Source organism: Staphylococcus pseudoxylosus, from assembly GCF_003697915.1.
Taxonomy (GTDB): Bacteria; Bacillota; Bacilli; order Staphylococcales; family Staphylococcaceae; genus Staphylococcus; species Staphylococcus pseudoxylosus.
Window position 1 is genome coordinate 1 of sequence record NZ_RCVN01000089.1, and the last position, 246, is coordinate 246.

General features: G+C 34.6%; 1 protein-coding gene. It reads left to right on the plus strand.

What is annotated here, in order from left to right; all coding sequences use genetic code 11:
* Nucleotides 1-51 precede the first annotated feature (51 nt).
* The coding region (locus tag D9V42_RS14925; RefSeq protein WP_122065569.1) for a hypothetical protein at nt 52-246 on the plus strand (195 nt) is incomplete at its 3' end.

Below are 246 nucleotides of genomic sequence, written 5' to 3' on the forward strand. Positions count from 1 at the left end.
TAAAACCTGTTTTATACAGTGATGACTTTAAATTAATAGAGAGAGCAAAAAATGAACTCAATGAACGACTACAAGAACAAAGCTATTATTTTACACGCTGAAGTGTACGGTTGGTTATATCGTGCATTAGATGAAATGGTAAAAGCAGAATGGCATAATGACGAACTTTTCAAAGTATGGCTTGGACGTGCTGAATTTCTAGTCAGACAGTCAAAAAAGTTGCATAACGCTTGCGAAAATGATTAC